Here is a 16,483-nt window from a genome sequence, read left to right on the forward strand (position 1 = left end):
ATGCAGTTTGACTGGAGCGCCATCTGGCCTGCCATTCCACTCTTGCTTGAAGGCGCTAAAATGACCCTGTGGATTTCGGTCCTCGGTCTGGTTGGCGGGTTGATTATCGGTCTTGTCGCCGGTTTCGCCCGCACCTACGGTGGCTGGATTGCAAATCACATCGCACTGGTTTTCATCGAAGTGATCCGCGGCACACCCATTGTGGTGCAGGTCATGTTCATCTACTTCGCCCTGCCGATGGCCTTCACCGACCTGCGCATCGACCCGTTCAGCGCCGCCGTTGTCACCATCATGATCAACTCCGGCGCCTACATTGCGGAAATTACCCGCGGTGCGGTGCTGTCGATTCATAAAGGATTCAGTGAAGCTGGCCTGGCGTTAGGTCTTTCCCGTCGCGAAACCATCCGTCACGTGATCCTGCCGCTGGCGCTGCGCCGCATGCTGCCGCCGCTGGGTAACCAGTGGATCATCAGCATCAAAGACACCTCGCTGTTTATTGTTATCGGCGTGGCCGAGCTGACCCGTCAGGGCCAGGAGATCATCGCGGGTAACTTCCGCGCCCTGGAAATCTGGAGTGCGGTCGCCGTTGTCTACCTGATTATCACGCTTGTCCTGAGCTTTGTTCTGCGTCGTCTTGAAAGAAGGATGAAAATCCTGTGATTGAATTTAAAAACGTTTCCAAGCACTTTGGCCCAACCCAGGTGTTGCACAATATCGATTTGAACATCAGGCAGGGCGAAGTGGTGGTGATCATCGGGCCGTCCGGTTCCGGTAAATCCACCCTGCTGCGCTGCATTAACAAGCTTGAGGAGATCACCAGCGGCGATTTGATCGTCGATGGTCTGAAGGTTAACGATCCGAAAGTGGACGAGCGCCTGATCCGCCAGGAAGCGGGCATGGTGTTCCAGCAGTTCTACCTGTTCCCGCACCTCACGGCGCTGGAAAACGTGATGTTTGGTCCTCTGCGCGTGCGCGGGGCCAGCAAAGCGGCAGCGGAAGCGCTGGCAAAAGATCTGCTGGCGAAGGTTGGTCTGGCGGAGCGTGCCCACCACTATCCTTCCGAGCTGTCCGGCGGCCAGCAGCAGCGCGTGGCCATTGCCCGTGCGCTGGCGGTGAAGCCAAAGATGATGCTGTTCGATGAGCCAACGTCGGCACTCGACCCGGAGCTGCGTCACGAAGTGCTGAAAGTTATGCAGGATCTGGCGGAAGAAGGCATGACGATGGTCATCGTTACCCACGAAATCGGCTTTGCCGAAAAAGTAGCGTCCCGTCTGATCTTCATTGATAAGGGCCGCATCGCGGAAGACGGTAATCCGCAGACGCTGATTGCGAACCCACCAAGCCAGCGCCTTCAGGAGTTCCTGCAACACGTCTCCTGATAACCACACACAGAGCCGGGCATGCCCGGCTTTTTTATGCCGGATTGTTCCCAAAAACTCCCCTCCGCTCCGCGCGCTCTATACTTATCATTTTGCACGATATTTTTGTCGGAGGACGCCGTGCCGTGGATCCTGTTGCTACTGTTTAGCCTGTTTAGCGCGCCATCACTTGCTGTAACCCTTCCCGGCGTCACCACCGGAGCCACCGCCACCCAGCAAAATGCGCCGCCAGAGCCAGACGCTGAAAAGAAAAAAGCCGCTTACGGCGCGCTTGCCGACGTGCTTGAGAACGACACGTCCCGGCAGGAGCTGATCGATCAGCTGAGGAAGGTGGCCGCCACGCCGCCTCAGGATCCGGTTCCTGCTATTGCGCCGCCGGAAGCCGAAGAAGAAAAAACGGTGCTGGAAAACGTCACCGACATCAGTCGCCGCTACGGGGAAGCCCTGTCGTCGCGTTTTGCCCAGCTCTATCGCAACCTGGTTGGCACCTCACATAAGCCTTTTAATCCTCACACCTTTTCCGCCGCCGCCACCCAGTTTGCTATTCTGGCTGGTGCCGTCTTCATTTTTTACTGGCTGTTGCGCCTGTCTGTCTGGCCGCTTTACCGGAAAATGGGACAGTGGGGACGCAAAAAGAATCAGCATAAAAGCAGCTGGCTGCATCTTCCGGCAATGATTACCGGGGCGTTTGTCATCGATTTGCTGCTGCTGGCCCTGACGCTTTTTGTCGGTCAGCTGCTGGCTGACCGCCTTAATACCGGAAACAAAACCATCGCGTTTCAGCAGGGACTGTTCCTCAATGCGTTTGCCCTGATTGAGTTCTTTAAAGCCCTCCTGCGGTTGATCTTCTGCCCACGCGTGCCTGACCTTCGCCCCTTCGCCATTTCGGATCAGAGCGCCAAATACTGGGCGGTGCGGCTTAGCGTGCTGAGCGGGTTGATTGGTTATGGCTTGTTGGTTGCCGTGCCGATTATTTCCAACCAGGTTAACGTGCAGTTCGGGGCGCTGGCGAACGTGCTGATCATGCTGTGCATTACCGTCTGGGCGCTGTACCTCATCTTCCACAATAAAAAAGCGATCACCGACAGCCTGCTGCACCTGGCCGATCGCTCCCTCTCCTTTTTCAGCCTCTTTATTCGCGCCTTTGCGCTGGTGTGGCACTGGCTGGCCAGCGCCTATTTTATTGTGCTCTGTTTCTTCTCCCTGTTCGACCCGGGCAATAGCCTGAAATTTATGATGGGGGCGACGTTCAAAAGCCTGGCCATTATCGGCATCGCGGCATTTGTCTCGGGGCTGCTGTCGCGCTGGATCTCGAAAACCATCACCCTGTCGCCGCAGGTACAGCGTAATTACCCGGAACTGCAAAAACGGGTGAACAGCTGGATGTCGGTATCCCTCAAGGTGGCGCGCATTCTCACCGTCTGCGTGGCGATCATGCTGCTCCTTAACGCGTGGAGCCTGTTTGATTTCTGGAACTGGCTGCATAACGGCGCAGGTGAAAAAACGGTCGACATTCTGATTCGCATCGCGCTGATTTTGTTCTTCTCTGCCGTCGGCTGGACGCTGCTGGCGAGCCTCATCGAGAACCGTCTGGTGTCGGATATTCACGGCAGGCCCCTGCCCAGCGCGCGGGCCCGCACATTGCTGACGCTGTTCCGCAACGCGCTGGCGGTCATCATCAGTACCATCACCATCATGATTGTGCTGTCAGAAATCGGCGTGAATATCGCCCCGCTGCTGGCGGGTGCCGGTGCGCTGGGGCTGGCGATCTCCTTCGGTTCTCAGACGCTGGTGAAGGATATTATCACCGGCATTTTTATCCAGTTTGAGAACGGGATGAATACCGGGGATCTGGTGACCATCGGTCCGCTCACCGGCACGGTCGAGAGGATGTCCATTCGCTCCGTCGGCGTGCGTCAGGATACCGGCGCGTACCACATTATTCCGTGGTCATCGATCACCACCTTTGCCAACTTTGTGCGCGGCATTGGTTCGGTGGTGGCGAATTATGATGTCGATCGTCACGAAGATGCAGATAAGGCGAAGCAGGCGCTGCGGGATGCGGTGAACGAACTGATGGAGATGGAGGATATTCGCGGGCTGGTGATTGGTGAACCATCGTTCGCGGGCATCGTCGGGCTGACGAACACTGCCTTTACCCTGCGCGTGTCGTTCACCACCCAGCCGCTGAAGCAGTGGACGGTGCGCTTCGCCCTCGACAGCATAGTGAAAAAACACTTCGATCTGGCGAACGTGAGAGCGCCGGTGCAGACGTATCAGGTATTGTCGCCGCCCGCTTCGCCGCTCCCTCCGCAGGAGCCGACGCTGTAAACGAGCCGGGTGGCGGCTTCGCCTTACCCGGCCAGAGAAACGATTATTTGCGGCGTTTGTTATCGTCCATAAAGGACCAGGCAATAAAGCGGCTCTGCTTCTGGCCCTGCGCCATCTCTTTTTTAACCACTTTCACCGCGCCGACGTCGGTCAGCGCGCGGTAAAGCGGCGGCAGGTTATCGCCACGGGAGACCAGCGTGGTAAACCATTTCACCTGACGACCGAAGCCCTTACTCTCGGCAATCATGCGCAGAATAAATGCCACTTCCCCGCCCTCGCACCACAGCTCCTGCTGCTGGCCGCCAAAGTTCAGCGCGCCATCTTCAGCCTGGCCCAGGTTACGCCGCTTGCGTTCACTTCCCGCACGAGCAGAGGCGGCGGAGTCGTGGAATGGCGGGTTGCACAGGGTGGCATCATATTGTTCGTTCTTATGAATAATGCCGTTGAAAATAGCAGCGGCATCCTTCTGACGACGCAGACGAACGGCCCGGCTTAACCCCGGGTTAGCGTTGATAATGGCCTGCGCGCTGGCGAAGGCCTCAGCACCGATCTCGCTGCCGGTAAACCGCCACTGATATTCATGTGCGCCTATCAGGGGGTAGATCAGGTTCGCGCCCGTACCGATATCAAGCACGGTGGCCTGTTTTGGCACCACGCCGCCATTGTCATCCGCCAGCAGATCGGCAAGATGATGGACGTAATCCGCACGTCCTGGCACCGGTGGGCAGAGAAAGCCATCCGGGATGTCCCAGTGCGCAACGCCATAAAAATGGGCCAGCAGCGCTTTGTTCAGCGTCTTAACCGCCAGCGGATCGGCAAAGTTTACCGACGGTTCACCGGCTGGTGTCTGAACAATAAAATCCTGCAATTCGGGGCAGCTCAGGCACAGGGCTTTCATGTCGTAGCGGCTACGGTGGCGGTTACGCGGGTGCAATCCCGGCTTTTGGGAAGTCATGGCATTCTCCTTTAAACAGCCGCGTAAGATACCCTGTGACGGCGCGGGGGTAAATAACTGTCTGAGACGCACAAAAAAACGACAAAAATCAGCGACCTGTATGTCTATGATCTGTCAACAAATTGTCAGAATTTATCGTTCAAAAAATAAGCAGATCATCATCAAATTTTTGCGCTAAATCACACGCGTCAGGCTTCTAAACTTAAGAGGAATCACCTGTTGTTTCCCCTGAGGATGTGATTATGAAAAAATATCTGACCTTTATTATTGCGGGTGCGCTGGCAGGCGCATCGTTCTCAGCCTGGTCCGTTCAACCTCTGACAGACAGCAACGATACCAGCCAGCTACGTGCGGCGGGGACGGTCTCTGTCAGCCGGGCAAGCAACCTTGATGACCTTCAGAACAAGCTGGCCGAAAAAGCGCGTCAGGAAGGGGCTAAAGGCTTCGTGGTGAACGCTGCCGGTGGCGATAACCATATGTACGGCACCGCGACCATCTATAAATAATCGATTTCCTTCCCACACTGCATCTGCCAGGCAGATGCAGTTCTCATTCCCTTCCTTCGCCTTGACTGTGCGTTTTTTAACCCCATATTAAGATGAATGGCTTAAACAGATCAGGAGAACATGATGGCTTCCGGCTGGGCGAATGACGACGCCGTTAACGAACAGATCAACAGTACTATTGAAGATGCGGTCGCGCGTGCTCGCGGTGAAATTCCACGCGGCGAAAGTTTGACGGAATGCGAAGAGTGCGGAGATCCGATTCCTGAGGCACGGCGTAAAGCCATTCCTGGCGTACGGCTATGTATTGCCTGTCAGCAGGAGAAAGATTCGAAAAATACGACACATTCAGGATATAATCGCAGAGGATCGAAAGACAGCCAGTTACGTTGACTTTCCTTTACCGAAGTTAACCGCGCCAGCCGTTTACTTTATGCTCACGACTTTTAGCGATACGCGTAGCAAATCGTGCCCTTCCGATGGCTTCTGTAAAGCGCATCCACAAGAAGTGTCAATTCCGCTTCTGAATTTATTAATAATCAATAAGTTATTTGTCATTCAATTTTTTTGAGCAACCACGTCAATTCTCTTCGATTTTATCTTCCGCTAAAAACCGTGATACTTATCACATCGACGGAACATCGTCCCTTTAACAGAATAACCTGCGAGAATTCACCTATGAAAACCATCAAATATGCTGTTGCCGCTGTTGCCCTGTCCGCTCTCTCTTTCGGCGCTTTCGCCGTAGAGCCAGTCTCCTCTACTCAGGCACAGGATCTGAACAAAATCGGGGTGGTGAGTGCTGAAGGCGCGACCACGCTGGACGGTCTGGAAGCCAAACTGGCGGAAAAAGCAGCCGCTGCCGGCGCAAGTGGATACACCATCACGTCCACTAACGGTAATAACAAACTGAGCGGTACTGCGGTTATCTACAAGTAATCGAACGAATTATGCTCCACCCTCACCATACCCTCTGGTGAGATGCTCCAACCCTCATTGACCCTGTTGTTGTTACCCTTGTTTGCCCGTCCGCCACTGGACGGGCTTTTTTTTGCTTAAAACGACTGTGCCACGCGCTGCAATCCGGCTTCCACGGATGCCACTTCCCCTGCCGCCAGCAGGCAGCAGGCCATTTGCAGCTTGATCGACTGAGGAACCGGCACCTTTCCGGCCAGACACTGTACGATCCAGTGCGCGGTGACCTGCGGATCTTTTGACTCGGGCAAGATCACATCGCAGTTCTCTTCCCCACGTTCCAGTACGACCCGCGTCCCGGCAGGCTCAATCAGCATCAGCTGTGGACAACGCTGCGGGTTGGCATAAACCTCCCCTTCCGTCCCGTGCATCAGCAGCGCCCGCCCGCCGATTTCGGCAAAAAATTGTCCGACCCGCGTCACGTACTCCGGATGGGAGACGCTGGAAAGACGTAGCGCGGCGTCTTCGGCAAACGGCGTCGCCAGCTTCGCCAGGGTGTGGGCGCTGTTACGTACTCCCATTCGCCATCGCATGTCCAGCTGCTTTTCCAGCGGCGGGCAGAGCGCGCGCACGGGAATATAGACCGGCTGGTTCCCCTCCAGTTTGGCCTGCGCCTGGCCAGCATGGAGAGTAGGTTCGATGCCTAATAATTCCAGAATGGTTTCTGTCAGCACGCGCGTTGGATCTTCGCTCACGCCATGCACCACCACCGGGAAACCGAGTTTCTGCAACAGAATAGCCAGCAGCGGCGTGAGGTTTGCCTGCTTACGCGCGCCATTGTAGGTCGGGATCACTATCGGCATCGGCTTCGTGACGGGCGGGGTTAAACGCATCGTCTGCGACTGCATGGCCTCATAAAAACCCCGCATCTCCGCCTCACCTTCCCCTTTGATGCGCAGCGCAATCAGAATGCCGCCCATTTCCAGCTCCGGCACGTCGCCATTCAGCATATGCGTGTACAACGCACGGGCCGTGTCCTGGTCCAGATCGCGAGCATGGTTTTTCCCACGCCCTACCTCTTTGATAATTTTGCGGTAATCCACGACATTTCTCCTGACAGCATCATCTTGTTAACAATATAGCCCGATGGACACGCACCCGATAGTGTTTTGTGATCATTATCAACCTGCTGTTTTCAGATAAAAAAATAAACTCAAGCATTATTTGCAATATTTGTGATTGGGACAAAAGATTCGTCTCTGTCCTTTTTTTGATTAAATAAACATCGAAAAGTCATTAAAGGTCAACGGTGAAAACGTCCAGGCAACGTTTTTGCCAGAAACACATCGGGATTTACTATGAACAAGGTTGCATTAGGGTTGTTTATCGCCGCAACGGTGGGATGTTCTGCATCTGCATTTGCGGCAACCAACGGTGAAGGGCAGATTAATTTCACCGGAGAAATTATCGATTCTGCTTGCCAGGTCGTGAATGGATTAAGTAATCCATTAGATGTTCAGTTGGGAAAAGTATCTAAAACGGTATTTACCGGCGCAGGCTCTACCAGCACATTAACGAAGTTTGATATTAAGTTAACCAATTGTCCGGAAACCGTAACCTCGGCAGCGATTAACTTCGGTGGTACCCCGGATGCGGATAATAATGCCGCGCTGGCGTTAACGCCCGATACCGATGCGGCTACCGGTGTGGCTATTCAGCTGGTTGACACGTCCGGGCAGCCTGTCAGCCTGTATACCCCTTCGAAGCAATATCCTTTAGCCTCCGGCACGGCGGTTAACGATCTGGAGTTCGGGGCGCGTTATATTCAAACCCAGGCGGCAGTCACCGCAGGCCCTGCTAACTCTGTATCAACCTTCACCGTTATTTATAACTGATCTTATCAATCCTGAGATATTAATGCTTTTGCGAGCATTAATATCTCATCTTTTTATTGAGAAATCTTTATGCGCCACGGTTATTTACTGAGCATTCTTTTACTGGTAGCAGCCTCGGCACAGGCGGGGGTCGTGATTAATGGCACCCGGCTGGTCTATCAGGGAGATAAAAAGGAATCATCTCTCGGTCTTTCAAACCCGGATACCACGGATTATCTGGTGCAGTCCTGGGTCGATTCTGGCGGTAAAAACCAGGCCAAAGCCCCGTTCCTGATCACCCCGCCGCTTTTTCGACTGGATGCGAAAGAGGATAACGTCCTGCGCGTAGTCCGTACGGGAGGAAATTTACCGGAAGACAGGGAATCTCTGTACTGGCTGAATATTAAAGCGATCCCGTCCTCGAAGCATGTCGAAGGGGTAAATACGCTGCAAATTGCCATTAATACCCGCATTAAATTGCTCTATCGCCCGTCAGCGGTAAAAGGCAGACCAGAAGATGTGGCCGATAAACTTGAATGGCATCGCGAAGGGAATGATTTAGTGGTGAATAATCCCACACCTTTCTTTATGAATTTTCAGACCGTCACCCTGAATGGACAGAAAGTCAAAAAAGCCACCTGGGCTGTGCCGAAAACTGAAACGCATTTTGCTTTACCTGGCAACGTCGGAGGTTCTACCGTCGCGTATTCCATTATTACCGATTACGGCAGCATCAGTCAGACATGGTCTAAACCCGTTCATTAATCGTATTACCCGGTAATAAAATCATCATGTACAGCCATAAAAAGCCGTTCACCTGCCGATTTTCGTCATTGCTGATGGCTATTTGTTGCCTGGCAATGGCGATCTTTGCGCAGCAGGTTTTGGCTGATGATTATTTTAACCCTGCCCTGCTGGACATTGATAACCCGCAGCAGGGAAAGACCGATCTGTCTGTCTATGAAAAAGGTCCCGGCCAGGCACCAGGTAAATATCAGGTCGCGATCTTTATCAATAACAATAAAATTGATACCCGCGACGTGACCTTCAACTTAGTTAAAGATCCACAGGGCACCAGCACGCTCCAGCCTTGTTTTACACTGGACGAATTAAAGAGCCTCGGGATCAAAACGCAAAAATATCCGCAGCTGAGAGCAGAAGGTCAGTGCGCCGATCTACACGCCATCCCTTCGGCATCCGCGACCTTTCGCGTGCGCATTCAGCAGCTGCTGCTGAGCATTCCGCAAAAGGCGCTCGGTCAGGTACCTCGCGGTTACATCGACCCGAAAGAGTTTGACGAAGGGATCAACGCGGGCCTGCTTAATTACAGCGTCAACGCCAGCCAGAGCCATGCGCGCCAGCAGGGTGAAGAGAATAGCAGCAGCCAGTACGTTAACCTGCGTCCCGGCTTCAACATCGGGGCATGGCGCGTTCGTAACTACTCCACCTGGAATCGCAGCACCACGGGTCATGAGGAGGAACAGAAATTCACCTCCGTTTATACCTATGCGCAACGCGATATTGTGGCGATGAAAAGTGACGTGACGGTGGGCCAAAGCACCTCACCTTCCGACGTTTTTGACAGCGTCCCCTATACCGGCGTGGAGCTAAAATCCGACAGCGACATGCTGCCGGACAGCGAGAAAGGCTATGCCCCTATTATTCGCGGCAGCGCCCACAGCAATGCGCTGGTGATGGTCCGCCAGAACGGGTACGTAATTTATCAGAATACGGTCGCGCCGGGTGCGTTCGAGATTAACGACCTCTACCCCACCGGCAGCAGCGGCGACCTCCAGGTCACGGTGAAAGAAACAGACGGCAGCGAAAGCCACTTCGTGGTGCCGTTTGCCTCCGTGCCGGTATTGCAGCGTGAAAAAAACCTGCGCTACAGCGTAACCGCCGGGCGTTATCGCTCTTATGACAAAGACGTTGAAAAGACCCCGTTTGCCCAGGGAAGCGCCATCTACGGTTTACCCTTCGGCTTCACGGTCTACGGCGGCGTGCAGCAGAGTAACCATTATCAGTCACAGGCGATTGGCGCCGGGAAAAACATGGGCGATCTGGGGGCGTTCTCCATTGACGTAACCCGCGCCAGAGCTCTGTTGAAAAAACAGCAGTCCAGCAAGGGCCAGTCATGGCGCATCCGTTACAGCAAAGATTTCGCCGGTTCGGGCACCAACTTTACCCTTGCGGGCTATCGCTATAACAGCAAAGGGTTTTACACCCTGGACAACACCATGGAGTCATATACCCGCTCCGACAACTGGTCTGCACCGCAGCAGCGCCGCGCCCGAACCGAAGCCACCATCGACCAGACGCTGCCGGAAGGCTGGGGATCCGTCACCATGAGCATGGTGAAAGAGACGTACTGGAGTCAGAGCCAGAACATGACCTCGATGAGCGTCAGCTACAACAATAGCTGGCACGGGGTGAGCTACAGCCTCAGCTACAGCATGAACAAAAACACCCAGGACAGCGATGAAGACGGTAACGAGGTGACAAACGACAACCAGTTCTCGCTGAGCGTCTCGGTGCCGCTGGACCGCTGGATGCATAACACCTGGGCCACCTACAACCTGAACAACACCAAAGACGGCACGACGCAGAACATCGGCCTGAACGGCACGGCGCTGAAAGAGGACAACCTGAACTGGAACATCCAGGAAGGGCTGAGCAGCACCGGCAGCGGTAACTCCACCAGCATCAACGCCGATTACAAAGCGACCTATGGCGAAGTGAGCGCAGGCGTCAGTCAGGATAAGTATCAGCAGACCCTGAACGTCGGTTTGCAGGGCGGCGTGGTTGCCCATGCGAACGGAATAACCCTGAGCCAGCCGCTCGGTGACACCATCGCGCTGGTGAAAGCGCCGGGCACGCACGGAACCCATATCACGAACCAGACGGGCGTCGAGACCGACTTCCGCGGCTACACCGTCGTGCCGTTTGTTACCGCGTATCGCCGCAACACCATCGCGCTGGATACCGAAACGCTACCGGACAACGCCGACGTCACCCACGCGGCGCAGATCGTGACGCCAACCCGCGGGGCCGTGGTGCGCGCCAGCTTTAACACCCGCGTGGGTAACCGCGTCCTGATGATGCTTACGCAAAAGGGTAAACCGCTGCCCTTCGGCGCAACGGTCACCACCGAAGATAAGGACAGCGAATTTATTGTCGGGAATGACGGCCAGACCTACCTCTCTGGTCTGCCGCAGCAAGGGCATCTCTACGTTTCCTGGGGACAGGGGGCGAACGAGCACTGCGTCGCTGACTATGCGCTAACGGATGAGAAAGAGCAAACCAGCATCATTAACGCTGCCGCGCAGTGTCACTGATCCACCGTTCAGGCTAACGATTATGCAAATGATTAAACAGTGCTTTTTCTTACTGGTTCTGGGAACCGCCGCGTTATTTATGCCGCATGCGAAGGCGACCTGCACCACGCCGGATCTGCCCAAAATGATTAACATGGCCTCCATTTCTGTCCCGACGACGCTGGCGGTTGGTGCAACCATTCCGGGTACAGAGTAGAGCGTTCATGTTGCCGGGCACTGCGATCAGAGTATCGACAGCGGACTGGAAATTGTCTCGTGTTACTACGGTACCGGAGCGGAAATTCCGGGGCTGAAGGGAGTATACGAATCCGGCGTACCGGGTGTCGGGGTCGCATTGATGAACGATCAAGGTCAGCGAATCAGCGGAGCAGGCGGAGTACAGTGCGATTCACGCGGAACGCCTGTTGGCTATGTTTCTGGCGATGGCACACAGTCGTTTAACTTTGACGTCACGCTTGAACTGGTCAAAACAAGCGACGCCGTGACCTCCGGCACGCTGGTGCAGTCTCAGACCGAATTCGGCATTGGCGTTTTCGGTCACGAAGGGATCGGCAGCCCTAACCATATTGCGTATGCAGGTAACGTCATTTTGCATCAGGTCACCTGCTCTGTTTCGCCAAAAAATCTCACCGTTAATTTGGGTGATTTTCCCGTCAGTGATTTTATGAGCGTGGGTTTTTTATCCAGCCCCGCTCAAACGTTTAATATCACCGTTAACTGTGACACAACCGTTCAGCCTGAGCTAAAAATCACCAGTGCTAACGGCTACGAGACGGCATTCGAGGGGGTGATCAAACTGACGAAGCAGACAGGCATGGCAACGGGCGTCGGGGTGAGAATGCTGTTTGATGACCGCATTGCGACCTTTGATACCTACGTCAACACTCAAAGCCAGGCCGTTGCCAATGAAACGCTGGAGATCCCCTTTCAGGTTCGCTACGAGCAGATCAACGATGTGGTGACGCCCGGCCCCGCCAACACCGTAGCAACCATCACTCTCGCCTATAAGTGACCAACATGAAAAAGACAATCGCGTTTCTGACGATGGGCTTACTGGCCCAGGCCCACGCAGACGATATTCAGATCCAGATGACGGGAAATATTTACGCCAATACCTGCATCATTGACAGCGCCAGCCGCAACCTGACGGTGGACTTAGGCCAGACGGTGTCGGGCAGTTTTAAAGACGTGGGGGATACCGGCGAGTGGAAAGACTTTTCCCTGTCAGTATCGCACTGTCCTGCCACGCTGGCGCTTGCCACGGCCTTTTTCTATGGCCAGGCAGACAGCGTGCATCCGACCAAATTTGCCAATATCGGCAGCGCAAAGGGGCTGGCGCTGGAGCTGGCAGACCGGCAGGACAAAATACTGATTGCCCCGCAGGCCGCCTTTAACGCCGCCATCAATCCGAGCGACCACACGGCAACCTTTCCCCTGTCCGCGCGCTACTACGCCACCTCAATGCCCGTCACTGCCGGGACGTTCAGCAGCGTGATTCAGGTGACATTCACTTACCAGTAGGACCGCGCCTCTTTGCACGGATGCTTTTTGTACGCCCGGCAGAGGGTTTTGCCGGGCGTTTTTTTACCTCCGGCACTTCTGGCTGCTCAATCGGGAAGATCGGCAGCGCATTCAGCAGCCGTTGGCCGTAGTTTTTGGTGAGCAGTCGTTTGTCATAAATCACCACCTCGCCCCAGCAGCCGTGGCTACGGATCAAGCGCCCGACCTGCTGAATAAGGTTAAACGACGCCGCAGGCAGGCTTTGCACTTCAAACGGATAACGGTTCAGGCTTTTCAGCCATTCGCCTTCGGTGATCACCACCGGGCTGTCGATGGGCGGGAAGGCAATTTTATGGATATGCACCTGCGTCAGGTAGTCACCTTTCAAATCAAGCCCTTCCGCAAAGGACTGTAACCCCACCAGCACGCTGCGCTCGCCGTTATCAATGCGTTTACGGTGGGTTTCCACCAGCCGATAACGCGGCTGATCGCCCTGCACCAGCAGGAGCAAGCGCAGATCGGTGACGTGCTCCAGGAAGCGTTGCATCGCGCGGCCGCTGGCAAACAGCACCAGCATACCGGGGTATTTTTTACTCTCAACCTGCTCGCGGAAGTAGGCCGCCATTTCCGCAATATGCTGCTCTTCGTTATCGATAAGCGGCTCATAGTTCATGCGCGGGATCACCAGCTTGCCCTGCTCACAGTGGTTGAACGGCGAGTCCAGGGCCACAAAACGGTCCCCCGCTTTCTCTTTCAGGCCGCTCATTTCCTGCAACCTTGAGAAGCTGTTCAGTGAACGCAGGGTCGCCGATGTCACTACCACGTGCGGCACGCTGCGCCAGATCAGCTTTTCCAGCTGATCGGCCACGCGGATGCCCACGCAGTGGAAGAAAAGATGTACCTGCCCGTCTCGCACTTCGCGGGTGGCCCACTTTGTCACCGGCGCGCCGGACGCCTGCGCCATTGAGGCCAGCCGCCAGAGTTTGCTCTGCGCCTCAAACATGCCCAACGCACGGTTCATTTGCAGCAGAATGCGGTGCAAACGCACCACGTCATGGGTACCGGTTTTCTCGCTGAGATCATTTAAGAACATCTCCGCCAGCCCGCGCAGCTTTTCAAGGTGCTTCGCCAGCTGCTGACAAATTTCCATCACTTCCTGCGGCAACTCCCCCATCGCAAAGCGGTGTTCCGCCTCCTGGGTGGCGGGGAGATACAGGTTAAGAATGTTATTCAGCGAGGCGATGAGGCCGTACACCTCTTCACAGTGCTCGCTCAACCGCTCCGGAACTGCCAGCGGCGGCGTGGTTTTCGGGCGGAACTGCTCCATGCAAGTTGCCACCAGCTTACAGAACAGATCCAGTTGCAGGCGAAACCACGGGGCGGTAATTTCCGCGCTCATCTCCAGCGCATCCCGCGCCACGTCGGGCAGATGATGACCTTCATCGAGCACCAGCAGCAGGTTTTTGGGCTCCGGCAGGACCGCTTCACTCTCCAGTGCGGCCATCACCAGCGCATGGTTGGCGACAACCACCTCCGCTTCCTGAATCTCACGCCGGGCAACAAAGAAAGGGCATTCGCGGTAGTAGTGACAGTTGCGGTTCAGGCAGCTCGCTTTATCGGTGCTGAGCCTGCGCCACAGGTCGTCGCCGATCGCCTGGCTGGTGTGATCCCGCAGGCCGTCCCACCTGTAGCTGTCGAGATCGGCCTTCAGCTTTGCGCACTGCTCCTGCTCCGCCTTGTTATTTGGCGTCAGCTCGTCATCAAGAAACGCGAGCAGATCCTGCTGGGCGGGTTCACTGCTGGCCAGCGCCGCCAGATTGCGCGGGCAGACGTAGCGCCCGCGACCAAAGGCGGCGGTGAAGCGTAAATCGGGGATAATTTTGCGCAGCAGCGGCAAATCTTTGCTGAAGATCTGATCCTGCAAGGCCACGTTGGCGGTGCTGACCACCAGCGTTTTGTCCTCCTCCCGCGCGATGGCGATGCCGGGAATGAGATACGACAGGGTTTTCCCGACGCCGGTCGGGGCTTCAATCGCCAGATGTCGCCCGTCGTCCCCGGCGAGCGTTTTTGCCACGTCGGCAATCATCTGCCGCTGCGGCGCTCGGGGGATAAAATCGGGGATCTGCTGCTGTAGCGCCTTATACCAGGCGCCTATTTGCGCTTTCAGCGCAGCGGTTAAAGCCATCGGTAAACCTGAAATACTGTATAAACAGCCACTATTGTGGCACTTTCTCTCCGCTGCCGCAAAAAGAAAAGCCCGGCTTTACGACCGGGCTTCCAGATTACTGCGGGTTAGCAGGTTTACGCGGGCGGCGTCGGCGCTGCCCCTCGCCTGCCGGTTTCCCTTCGCCGCTACGCCACGGGTTTTCACCGGCTGGTTTGCTGTCGTTATTACGACGCGGCGGTTTGCCCGAAGATTTCGGCGCGCCACCTTCTGAACGACGCGGCTGCTGACCGCGACCACCGCCGCCCTGACCGCGTCCGCCACCCTGACGACCGTTCTGAATTGGCTCGGCTTTGATCGACGGGTCCACTTCATAGCCCGGGGTTTCAATGCGCGGGATCTCTTTCTTCAGCAGGCGTTCAATGTCGCGTAGAAGCTTGTGTTCATCCACGCAAACCAGAGAGAGCGCTTCCCCGGTTGCCGCCGCACGGCCGGTACGGCCGATACGGTGAACGTAATCTTCCGGCACGTTTGGCAGCTCGTAGTTCACCACGTGCGGCAGCTCTTCGATATCCAGACCGCGTGCGGCGATGTCGGTCGCCACCAGCACGCGAATGTCGCCAGATTTAAAGTCCGCCAGCGCGCGGGTACGCGCGCCCTGGCTCTTGTTGCCGTGGATCGCCGCGCTGCGGATGCCGTCTTTATTCAGCTGTTCCGCCAGGTGGTTGGCGCCGTGCTTGGTGCGGGTAAAGACCAGCACCTGCTGCCAGTTGCCCTGGCCGATCATTTGGGAGAGCAGTTCCCGCTTGCGCTTCTTATCCACAAAGTGAACGTGCTGCGTCACCTGCTCGGAGGCGGTGTTGCGGCGCGCGACTTCCACTTCCAGCGGGTTATGCAGCAGCTTTTCCGCCAGCGCCTTGATCTCGTCGGAGAAGGTCGCGGAGAAGAGCAGGTTCTGACGACGCGTCGGCAGCTTCGCCAGCACGCGACGAATGTCGTGGATGAAGCCCATGTCCAGCATACGGTCGGCTTCGTCCAGCACCAGGATTTCGATGTTATCGAGCTTCACCGCGTTCTGGTGTTCCAGATCCAGCAGACGTCCCGGTGTTGCCACCAGCACGTCCACGCCGCCGCGCAGCTTCATCATCTGCGGGTTAATGCTTACCCCGCCGAAAACTACCAGCGAACGAATGTTGAGGTAGCGGCTGTATTCACGCACGTTCTCGCCAATCTGGGCCGCCAGCTCGCGGGTTGGGGTGAGGATCAGCGCACGCACCGGACGACGGCCTTTGGCGTGCGGCTGGTTTTTTACCAACAGCTCCAGCAGCGGCAGGGTAAAGCCCGCGGTCTTACCGGTACCGGTCTGCGCGCTTGCCATCAGGTCACGGCCCTGCAAAACGGCCGGAATGGCCTGCTGCTGGATAGGGGTTGGCTCAACGTAGCCCTGCTCTGCGATGGCGCGCAGAATTTCCGGGTTCAGACCAAGGGAATCAAAAGACATAAAAACTCCGAACCGCCCCGACCATC

General features: G+C 55.9%; 14 protein-coding genes and 1 pseudogene. 11 read left to right on the plus strand and 4 right to left on the minus strand.

Features of this window, described 5'->3' with window-relative positions:
- From glnP to ybiO, 3 genes are all read left to right on the plus strand, one after another.
- The gene (gene glnP / locus ACOTXD_RS05955) at nt 1-660 is read left to right on the plus strand and encodes a glutamine ABC transporter permease GlnP (protein WP_003858462.1); all 660 of its coding nucleotides are present in this window, start codon (nt 1-3) and stop codon (nt 658-660) included.
- Nucleotides 657-1,379: a glutamine ABC transporter ATP-binding protein GlnQ gene (gene glnQ, locus ACOTXD_RS05960; protein ID WP_003858465.1), complete on the plus strand. Its 723-nt coding sequence runs from the start codon at nt 657-659 to the stop codon at nt 1,377-1,379. Before glnP ends, glnQ begins: the two co-directional genes overlap by 4 nt.
- Before the next feature lie 120 nt (nt 1,380-1,499).
- The gene (ybiO, locus tag ACOTXD_RS05965; RefSeq protein WP_061856305.1) at nt 1,500-3,710 is read left to right on the plus strand and encodes a mechanosensitive channel protein; all 2,211 of its coding nucleotides are present in this window, start codon (nt 1,500-1,502) and stop codon (nt 3,708-3,710) included.
- A 43-nt stretch (nt 3,711-3,753) separates the two neighbouring features.
- Here the strand turns inward: ybiO and rlmF are convergent, their stop codons facing one another.
- On the minus strand, nt 3,754-4,665 hold the full coding sequence (gene rlmF / locus ACOTXD_RS05970; protein WP_061856304.1) for a 23S rRNA (adenine(1618)-N(6))-methyltransferase RlmF: 912 nt from the start codon (nt 4,663-4,665) through the stop codon (nt 3,754-3,756).
- Between the two features lie 242 nt (nt 4,666-4,907).
- On the opposite strand from rlmF, the gene mcbA reads away from it, so the two are divergent.
- From mcbA to ybiJ, 3 genes are all read left to right on the plus strand, one after another.
- The gene (gene mcbA / locus ACOTXD_RS05975; RefSeq protein ID WP_023315679.1) at nt 4,908-5,171 is read left to right on the plus strand and encodes a DUF1471 family periplasmic protein McbA; all 264 of its coding nucleotides are present in this window, start codon (nt 4,908-4,910) and stop codon (nt 5,169-5,171) included.
- Nucleotides 5,172-5,294: 123 nt separating this feature from the next.
- Nucleotides 5,295-5,561, plus strand: coding sequence for a DksA/TraR family C4-type zinc finger protein (locus ACOTXD_RS05980; protein WP_421766399.1), 267 nt, complete (start codon nt 5,295-5,297; stop codon nt 5,559-5,561).
- Nucleotides 5,562-5,846: 285 nt separating this feature from the next.
- Complete coding sequence (ybiJ, locus tag ACOTXD_RS05985) at nt 5,847-6,107, plus strand: DUF1471 family protein YbiJ (protein ID WP_003858474.1); 261 nt, start codon at nt 5,847-5,849, stop codon at nt 6,105-6,107.
- A gap of 116 nt (nt 6,108-6,223) precedes the next feature.
- On the opposite strand, the gene ybiB is transcribed toward ybiJ, so the two are convergent.
- Nucleotides 6,224-7,186, minus strand: a complete 963-nt coding sequence (gene ybiB, locus ACOTXD_RS05990; RefSeq protein ID WP_023324357.1) for a DNA-binding protein YbiB — start codon at nt 7,184-7,186, stop codon at nt 6,224-6,226.
- Nucleotides 7,187-7,441: 255 nt separating this feature from the next.
- Between ybiB and ACOTXD_RS05995 the strand changes: the two genes are divergently transcribed.
- From ACOTXD_RS05995 to ACOTXD_RS06015, 5 genes and pseudogenes are all read left to right on the plus strand, one after another.
- A complete protein-coding gene (locus tag ACOTXD_RS05995; protein ID WP_003858476.1) occupies nt 7,442-7,978 on the plus strand; it encodes a fimbrial protein in 537 nt (178 codons plus the stop codon).
- 69 nt (nt 7,979-8,047) lie between these two features.
- Nucleotides 8,048-8,722: a fimbrial biogenesis chaperone gene (locus ACOTXD_RS06000; protein WP_023324355.1), complete on the plus strand. Its 675-nt coding sequence runs from the start codon at nt 8,048-8,050 to the stop codon at nt 8,720-8,722.
- A 26-nt stretch (nt 8,723-8,748) separates the two neighbouring features.
- Entirely contained in the window at nt 8,749-11,292 is a 2,544-nt protein-coding gene (locus ACOTXD_RS06005; protein ID WP_421766386.1) for a fimbria/pilus outer membrane usher protein, read from the plus strand.
- A gap of 22 nt (nt 11,293-11,314) precedes the next feature.
- Nucleotides 11,315-12,304: pseudogene (locus ACOTXD_RS06010) on the plus strand (fimbrial protein).
- 5 nt (nt 12,305-12,309) lie between these two features.
- A complete protein-coding gene (locus ACOTXD_RS06015) occupies nt 12,310-12,813 on the plus strand; it encodes a fimbrial protein (RefSeq protein ID WP_003858483.1) in 504 nt (167 codons plus the stop codon).
- Here ACOTXD_RS06015 and dinG read toward each other — a convergent pair.
- Together dinG and rhlE are read right to left on the minus strand one after the other, a co-directional pair.
- A complete protein-coding gene (gene dinG, locus ACOTXD_RS06020) occupies nt 12,800-14,977 on the minus strand; it encodes an ATP-dependent DNA helicase DinG (protein WP_023315673.1) in 2,178 nt (725 codons plus the stop codon). The two genes, ACOTXD_RS06015 and dinG, sit on opposite strands and share 14 nt — an antisense overlap.
- 97 nt (nt 14,978-15,074) lie before the next feature.
- Nucleotides 15,075-16,457 carry an ATP-dependent RNA helicase RhlE gene (gene rhlE / locus ACOTXD_RS06025; protein WP_003858487.1) on the minus strand — a complete coding sequence of 461 codons (1,383 nt, stop codon included), beginning with the start codon at nt 16,455-16,457 and terminating at the stop codon, nt 15,075-15,077.
- Between the last annotated feature and the right edge of the window lie 26 nt (nt 16,458-16,483).

The sequence above is a fragment of the Enterobacter cloacae complex sp. CDL013 genome, from assembly GCF_049238805.1.
GTDB classification, from domain to species: Bacteria; Pseudomonadota; Gammaproteobacteria; order Enterobacterales; family Enterobacteriaceae; genus Enterobacter; species Enterobacter hormaechei_C.